This window comes from Microbacterium sp. NPDC055357, assembly GCF_053644835.1.
The window spans coordinates 69,548-76,427 of sequence record NZ_JBSHLZ010000007.1 but is presented as its reverse complement, the minus strand read 5'-3'; the positions used below and the strand labels follow the sequence as shown (position 1 = coordinate 76,427).

The window sequence follows — 6,880 nt, the reverse complement described above, 5'->3', positions numbered from 1 at the left end:
TCCGGACCCGAAGCTTCATCCCCGTGTGGTTAACCCGCCCCTCCCGGGGCGCGCATCACCACTAGAACCTCCACGGGGACGAATGGGTGGGGGGGTTACCCCGCACTCTCGGCCCGCCGTTGCAGTCTCGCCGTCAGAAAGGGCGGCGGGTCAGCGGTCGAGGGAGGCGAAGCGCTCGATGTCGGAGTTCGTCCCCGACACGATGATGAGGTCGTGGTTGGTCACGACGGTGTCGGCCTCGGCGTAGCGGAAGGGCTTGCCGGGGCTCTTCACGCCCACGACGGTGACGCGGTACTTCGTGCGCACGCCCGATTCGTTGAGCCCGACGCCCCGGATGAACCGCGGCGGGTACATCTTGGCGAGCACGAAGTCGTCGTCGAAGCGGATGAAGTCGAGCATGCGGCCACTCACGAGGTGCGCGACGCGCTCTCCGGCCTCGCGTTCGGGGTAGACGACATGGTTCGCGCCGACGCGCGCGAGGATCTTGCCGTGCGACTGCGAGACCGCTTTCGCCCAGATCTGCGGGATCTTGAGGTCGACGAGGTTCGCCGTGATGAGCACGGACGCCTCGATCGACGTGCCGACCGCGACGACGGCGATCTGGAAGTCCTGCGCTCCGACCTGCGTCAGCGCGTCGATGTTGCGCGCGTCGGCCTGCACGGTGTGCGTGACCCGCTCGGACCACTTCTGCACGAGATCGAGGCTCGCGTCGATCGCGAGCACCTCGCGGTCGAGACGGTCGAGCTCACCCGCGCACGCGGCGCCGAAGCGCCCGAGCCCGATGACGAGGACAGGCGCATCGCTGCGGATCTTCTCAACCAACGATGGGCCTTTCCACGGGCAGCGAATATAGCTGCGAACGGGATGACGCGGCCACCGCCGCGGCGAGAGTCACTGTACCAACGCGGCCCATCAGGATCGTGATGGCCAGGACGTAACTCGCGGCGTCGGGCAGCTCGGCCGTGAGACCTGTCGACAGCCCGACCGTCGCGAAGCCCGAGATGACTTCGAACAGCACGTCGCCGAGGTCGGCCTTCGTGATCTGCGTGATGATGATCGTCGACAGCGCGACGATCGTGGCGCCCCACACGACGACCGAGAGCGCGACGCGCAGCACGTCGCTGGGGATCCTGCGGCCGAAGACCTGATTGGATGCGCGTCCCCTGGCCTCCGACCAGACGGCGAGGCCGATGACGGCGAGGGTCGTCACCTTGATGCCGCCCGCCGTCGAGGCGGATCCTCCGCCGACGAACATGAGCATGCACGCCATCAGCAGGCTGGACTGATTGAGCTCGCCGACGTCGAGCAGGGAGAAGCCCCCCGAACGGGTCATCGCGGAGAGGAAGAACGCCTGGAACGTCGTGTCGAACGCATCCTGCGGGCCGAGGGTCAGCAGGTTGTCGTACTCGAGGATGAGGAAGACGACACCGCCGGCGAAGAACAGCGCGACGGTCGTGATGAGCGTGAGCTTCGTGTGCAGCGACCACCGGCGCACGTGCCACAGGTGCTTGCGCAGCGTGTAGATGACCGGGAATCCGATCGAGCCGAGGAAGACCCCCGCCATGAGCGCCGTGAGGAAGACGTAGTCGTGCGCGAACGGCGCGAGACCCTCGGCGTTGGGCGTGAAGCCCGTGTTCGTGAACGCCATCGCCGCGAAGTACAGCGCTTCCCACGCGGCGGTGTGCCAGGGGATGCCGGCGAGCAGGAGCCCGGGATAGAGCAGGACCGCCACCACGGCCTCGATGATCAGCGTGGACAGCGCGACCGTCGCGAGCAGACTGCCGATCTGCCCGAGCTGAACGGTCTGCCCCTCGTTGACCGGACCGCCGTGGCTGCGCAGCGGGTTCGAATCGCTCGCCGCCATGAGCTTGGCGCGCAGGCCCAGCCGACGCGAGATGACCAGTCCCAGGATCGACGCGATCGTGAGCACGCCGAGCGCCCCGATCTGCACGCCGAGGAAGACCAGGACCTGACCGAACGGCGACCAGTGCGTGGCCATGTCGACCGTCGCGAGCCCCGTGACGCAGATCGTCGAGACGGCGGTGAAGAACGCGTCGGCGAAGGGGGTCACGCCGCCGTCGGCGGCGGCGACGGGCAGCGAGAACAGCCCCGTGAACAGCAGGATCAGCGCGACGTAGACGAGGATCGCGACCCGGGCGGGGGAGCGCTGCGTCAGATCGCGGAAGAACTCCATGACGTCGTGGCCCACCCGCTGGAGGACCGACCTGCCAGACGCGCGTCTCGCGTCCGCCATAGGCGTCCTCCTCGTCACCGTCCCACGGTAGGGCCTCATGGTACTCCGCGGAGCGCCCGGCTAATCTGAGCACATGGCGGACATCTTCGACGTGATCGCGGACGGTACCCGTCGCGACATCCTGCGACTCCTGCTCGACCGCTCCGCCGCGAGTGAGCGAGGCACGAGCGTGTCGCAGATCGTCCAGGAGCTCGGGGCGAGCCAGCCCACGGTCTCGAAGCACCTCAAGGTGCTGCGCGAGGCCCATCTCGTATCGGTGCGCGAAGAGGGTCAGCACCGGTTCTACAGCCTCGCGCCCGAACCACTCGACCAGATCGACGACTGGCTCATGCCGTTCCTGAGCGACGGCACCGACTACGGCCTCGCCGCTGCGTCGACTCTTCCCGAGTCCGCCGCGCACGCGGCGGACGTCGTCGGCCGGGCCGCGGCATCCGCTCGGTACGCCGTCGCGAACGCGCTCAAGAGGCTGCCCGGACGCTGACTCCCGCCGGCGCCCGGGCAGTCCCCGGTGCTCAGCGGCGGCCGGCCTTGCGGCGGAACAGCCAGGAGCCCCACGCGATCGAGACCGCGAGGATGACGGCGCACCAGCCCAGCGCCCACCACGCCGAATCGCCCATCGGCGTGCCCAGGAGCAGGCCCCGGATCGTCTCGATGACGGGCGTGACCGGCTGGTGCTGCGCGATCGGCTGCAGCCACGACGGCATCGTGTCGATCGGTGCGAAGGCGCTGGACAGGTAGGGCAGGAACAGGATGATGAAGCCGTAGCCGTTCGCGCCCTCGGGGCTGCCGGCGGCGAGTCCGATCGCGGCGAAGAGATAGGTGATCGTGAGGATGTAGAGGGCGATGACCGCGACGGCGCCGATCCAGCCCCACACGTCGGCCGTGGGGCGGAATCCCACCAGCAGCGCGACACCGATCACGATCCCCGTCGCCAGGAGGTTGCGCAGCAGGCTCGCCACGACGTGTCCGGTGAGGACCGCGCTGGCGCGCATGGGCATCGTGCGGAAGCGGTCGATGATCCCCGCCTTCATGTCGCCGGCGACGTAGACGGCCGTCGACGAGGCGCCGAAGCCCGCGCACGTCAGGACGATGCCGGGCACGACGTAGTCGACGTACCCGCCGGACGGGTCGATCGCGCCGCCGAACACGAACGTGAACAGCAGCATGAGCATGACCGGGAGCATGACCGCCATGAGGAGCGACTCGCCGTCGCGCAGCGAATGCCGGAGGCTGCGGCCGACGAAGACGCTCTCGGCGGTGAGTCCCGACACGCGCGGCCGCAGGGCGGGGGCGACGGTGGTCCGGGATGGGCCCGCGCCTCGCGACGCGTCAGCGGCGGGTGACGTCGGCGCGGGGATCATGCGAGCTCCTCGACGGGGCGCGCTGCGGCGCGACGCGCCTCGGGCGAGGTGAGGGTGAGGAAGACGTCGTCCAGGCTCGGACGACGCAGAGTCACGGTGCCGTCGACGCCCTGCTCGTCGAGGACGTCGAGAGCACGTCGCAGACCCGACACCGTGCCGTCCGTCGGGACTTCGCGGAGGAGGCCGCCGTGCGCGTCGTGCAGCTCGACGGTGTCACCGCCGATGCGCGCCTTCAGCTGCGCGGCCGTGCCGATCGCGACGACGCGTCCGCCATCGAGAACCGCGATGCGATCGGCGAGGTGGTCCGCCTCTTCGAGATACTGCGTCGTGAGGAAGACGGTCGTGCCGGCGTCGGCGAGGGATCGGATGACCTCCCACAGCTCGCGACGGCTGCGCGTGTCCAGACCCGTCGTCGGCTCGTCGAGGAACAGGACCTCGGGGGCTACGACGAAGCTCAGCGCGAGGTCGAGGCGACGGCGCATTCCGCCCGAGTAGGCGCCGACGCGCTTGCCCGCGGCATCCGTCAGGTCGAAGCGCTCGAGCAGTTCCGCCGCGCGTTCCCGCGCGCGGCGGGGCGCGAAGCCGGACAGGCGGGCGAGCATGACGAGGTTCTCGGTGCCGGTGAGCACGTCGTCGACGGCGGCTGCCTGGCCGGTGAGGCTGATGCGTCGTTTGACCTCGTCGGGCTGTCGGACGACATCGATGCCGATGACCGACGCGGTGCCCTCGTCGGGTTGCGCGAGGGTCGTGAGGATGTTGATCGTGGTCGTCTTGCCGGCGCCGTTGGGGCCGAGGAGGGCGAAGACTTCGCCGCGTTCGACCGTCAGGTCGAGGCCGTCCAGGACGCTCTGCCGGCGGAACGACTTGCGCAGGCCCCGGACCTCGATGGCGGGAGCGGGCATCGGATCGTTCATGGGAACCTCTCTGTATAGGGTGGAAACTGTTTACGACGGTAACTGTTTATGACGGTAACACACTGTTTACCGGCTAGACAGTCCTAGACTGAGCCCCATGACGGATGCCGCAGATCTCGAGCTTCCCCGCGGTGTCGCTCTCGCGTGGGGTATCGCCGCGAACCCGCAGCGCGGACCGAAGCGCGAGATGAGTGTCGAGCGGATCGTCGACGCCGCCGTCGAGATCGCCGACGCCGAGGGGTTGGGCGCCGTGTCGATGGCAGCCGTTGCCGCGCGTCTCGGATTCACGCCGATGTCGCTGTATCGCTACATCACCGCGAAGGACGACCTGATCCTGCTGATGCAGGAGGAGGCGACCGGGCTGCCGTCCGAAGCGGCGCGCACGGCCGGTGGCTGGCGTGAGCGGCTCACGGCGGTCTACCGCGAGCAGCTGCAGCGGTATCTGCAGCATCCGTGGATGCTCGACATCCCCATCAGCGGAGCACCGACGACGCCGAACAGCGCCGCGTGGATGGATGCCGGTCTCGAGGCGCTCGCCGGGACGCCGCTGTCACACGAAGAGCGGCTGGCGGCGCTGCTTCTCGTGACGGGGCACGCGCGGTGGGCGGGGACCGTCATCGCCGGCTATCTGCGCCGTCAGAACGAGATCGGTGTCGACGGCGACGCGATCACGGTGAAGGAGGACGCGCTCTATCGGGTGCTCATCACGGCGGACGCCTATCCTTCGCTGCGCGAAGCGATCGATGCCGGGGTGTTCCTCGACGACTCGGATCCGTTCGGCTTCGGGCTCGAGCGCAGCCTCGACGGTCTCGAGGCGCACATCGCGGCGGTCGCGGCGGGAGATGCCCCCGAGCGTGCGGCGTGGGTGGGCGTCGACGATGCCGACATCGAGGGGGACAAGAAGTTCCGCGACGCGCGCAAGGCTGCGCGCGACGCCGAGAAGGCACTGCGGGATGCCCGCAAGCTCGAGCGCCAGGTCGCACGCGATGCCCGCGAGCGGGTGGCGCGACAGCGGCGAAGCGACTGAGCACTCCCGTCCCAGCATTCACACGTGCCACGCGGGTTTACACGCGTATGCTCGTGACTCTAGAGTGTGCACATAACTGGGGATACATGGAGGAGGGGCGGCATGGCAGAACTGCCTGACGTGCGGTTCTTGACCGTCGCTGAGGTCGCAGAGTTGATGCGCGTGTCGAAGATGACGGTGTATCGGCTCGTGCACGCGGGAGAGCTTCCCGCTGTGCGCTTCGGCCGCAGCTATCGCGTGCCCGAATCCGCCGTGACCGCAGCTCTGCAGCGACCCATCGCCGACGTCGGGTAAGCTGTCACGAGGCATTTTTTCCGTATTGCCCGTTCCCGGGCGCAGACGACTCTGCGTCCAGACCCCGATCTAGTGAGGTTTCCGTGGGTTCTGTCATCAAGAAGCGCCGCAAGCGCATGGCGAAGAAGAAGCACCGCAAGCTGCTTCGCAAGACTCGCCACCAGCGCCGCAACAAGAAGTAAGCGGCATCCGACACCAAGCGCCCCCGGGCAGGCTCTCCGCCTGCCGAAGGGGCGCTTCGTGTCTTGCCGCCGACCGGAGGGAGACCCATGCAGACGATCGACGTGCATGAGCTGAAGGACCGCACCGACCGCCCGCTGATCGACGTCCGCGAGGCGTGGGAGTACGAGGCCGTTCGCGTCCCCGGCGCCATCAACCTGCCGATGTCCACGCTCGGCGGACGCCTCGACGAATTGCCCGCCGAGGGCTTCGACGTCATCTGCAAGTCGGGTGTGCGCTCGGGGCAGGCCGTCGAGGTGCTCGAGGCCCGCGGCTACGACGCCGCGAACGTCGAGGGCGGCACGGACGACTGGGTCGCGGCGGGATACCCCACCGAAGACGGACTGCGGTGACGACCCTCACCCTCATCGGCAAGCCCGACTGCCACCTGTGCGACGTCGCACGCGAGGTCATCGAGAACGTGCTGGCAGACCTGCCCGACGACGTCGCCGACGTGATCGAGGTCGAGGAGCGCTCGATCGTCGACGACGCCGCGCTGTACGCGCAGTGGTGGGAGAAGATCCCGGTCGTGCTCGTGGACGGCGACCTGCTGGGTCACTGGCGCATCGCGCCCGACCGTTTGCGCGCCGCCCTCACCCCCTGACCTCGCCCCCCGGACGTGCCCCGGCCCCCTGACCTCGCCCCCCGGACGTGCCCCGGCCCTCTGACGCGCCCCGCCGCGCAGCATCCCCGTATTGACCGCGAGACTGCAACGGGCTGTCGAGACAGCGGGTGAAGCCCCTTGTCTCTGCGCGCCGTTGCCGGCTCGCGGGAAGGGGTAGGGGGTGGGGGGGGGGCGTAGGGGGACGAG

The 6,880-nt window shown here is 68.9% G+C and carries 10 protein-coding genes; 6 read left to right on the top strand and 4 right to left on the bottom strand.

Going from position 1 to position 6,880, the window contains the following annotated elements:
• Nucleotides 1-150 precede the first annotated feature (150 nt).
• The gene (locus ACWICD_RS10820) at nucleotides 151-822 is read right to left on the bottom strand and encodes a potassium channel family protein (RefSeq protein WP_376131430.1); all 672 of its coding nucleotides are present in this window, start codon (nucleotides 820-822) and stop codon (nucleotides 151-153) included.
• Nucleotides 815-2,194 carry a TrkH family potassium uptake protein gene (locus ACWICD_RS10815; RefSeq protein WP_454140174.1) on the bottom strand — a complete coding sequence of 460 codons (1,380 nt, stop codon included), beginning with the start codon at nucleotides 2,192-2,194 and terminating at the stop codon, nucleotides 815-817. The genes ACWICD_RS10820 and ACWICD_RS10815 overlap by 8 nt, the downstream gene beginning before the upstream one ends.
• Before the next feature lie 133 nt (nucleotides 2,195-2,327).
• On the opposite strand from ACWICD_RS10815, the gene ACWICD_RS10810 reads away from it, so the two are divergent.
• Nucleotides 2,328-2,735, top strand: a complete 408-nt coding sequence (locus ACWICD_RS10810) for an ArsR/SmtB family transcription factor (protein WP_376131433.1) — start codon at nucleotides 2,328-2,330, stop codon at nucleotides 2,733-2,735.
• Nucleotides 2,736-2,766: 31 nt separating this feature from the next.
• On the opposite strand, the gene ACWICD_RS10805 is transcribed toward ACWICD_RS10810, so the two are convergent.
• Together ACWICD_RS10805 and ACWICD_RS10800 are read right to left on the bottom strand one after the other, a co-directional pair.
• Nucleotides 2,767-3,615 (bottom strand): ABC transporter permease, encoded by an 849-nt coding sequence (locus ACWICD_RS10805; RefSeq protein WP_454140140.1) that lies wholly within the window; start codon nucleotides 3,613-3,615, stop codon nucleotides 2,767-2,769.
• On the bottom strand, nucleotides 3,612-4,529 hold the full coding sequence (locus tag ACWICD_RS10800) for an ATP-binding cassette domain-containing protein (protein WP_376131438.1): 918 nt from the start codon (nucleotides 4,527-4,529) through the stop codon (nucleotides 3,612-3,614). Before ACWICD_RS10800 ends, ACWICD_RS10805 begins: the two co-directional genes overlap by 4 nt.
• Before the next feature lie 97 nt (nucleotides 4,530-4,626).
• Between ACWICD_RS10800 and ACWICD_RS10795 the strand changes: the two genes are divergently transcribed.
• The 5 genes from ACWICD_RS10795 to ACWICD_RS10775 all read left to right on the top strand — a co-directional run bounded on the left by ACWICD_RS10795 (nucleotide 4,627) and on the right by ACWICD_RS10775 (nucleotide 6,673).
• Nucleotides 4,627-5,556: a TetR/AcrR family transcriptional regulator gene (locus tag ACWICD_RS10795; RefSeq protein ID WP_454140139.1), complete on the top strand. Its 930-nt coding sequence runs from the start codon at nucleotides 4,627-4,629 to the stop codon at nucleotides 5,554-5,556.
• Nucleotides 5,557-5,658: 102 nt separating this feature from the next.
• On the top strand, nucleotides 5,659-5,850 hold the full coding sequence (locus tag ACWICD_RS10790; protein ID WP_179519823.1) for a helix-turn-helix domain-containing protein: 192 nt from the start codon (nucleotides 5,659-5,661) through the stop codon (nucleotides 5,848-5,850).
• An 83-nt stretch (nucleotides 5,851-5,933) separates the two neighbouring features.
• Nucleotides 5,934-6,032: a 30S ribosomal protein bS22 gene (locus ACWICD_RS10785; protein ID WP_003792170.1), complete on the top strand. Its 99-nt coding sequence runs from the start codon at nucleotides 5,934-5,936 to the stop codon at nucleotides 6,030-6,032.
• Nucleotides 6,033-6,119: 87 nt separating this feature from the next.
• Nucleotides 6,120-6,422, top strand: a complete 303-nt coding sequence (locus ACWICD_RS10780) for a rhodanese-like domain-containing protein (RefSeq protein ID WP_376131444.1) — start codon at nucleotides 6,120-6,122, stop codon at nucleotides 6,420-6,422.
• Nucleotides 6,419-6,673 (top strand): glutaredoxin family protein, encoded by a 255-nt coding sequence (locus ACWICD_RS10775; RefSeq protein WP_376131447.1) that lies wholly within the window; start codon nucleotides 6,419-6,421, stop codon nucleotides 6,671-6,673. Before ACWICD_RS10780 ends, ACWICD_RS10775 begins: the two co-directional genes overlap by 4 nt.
• Nucleotides 6,674-6,880 lie beyond the last annotated feature (207 nt).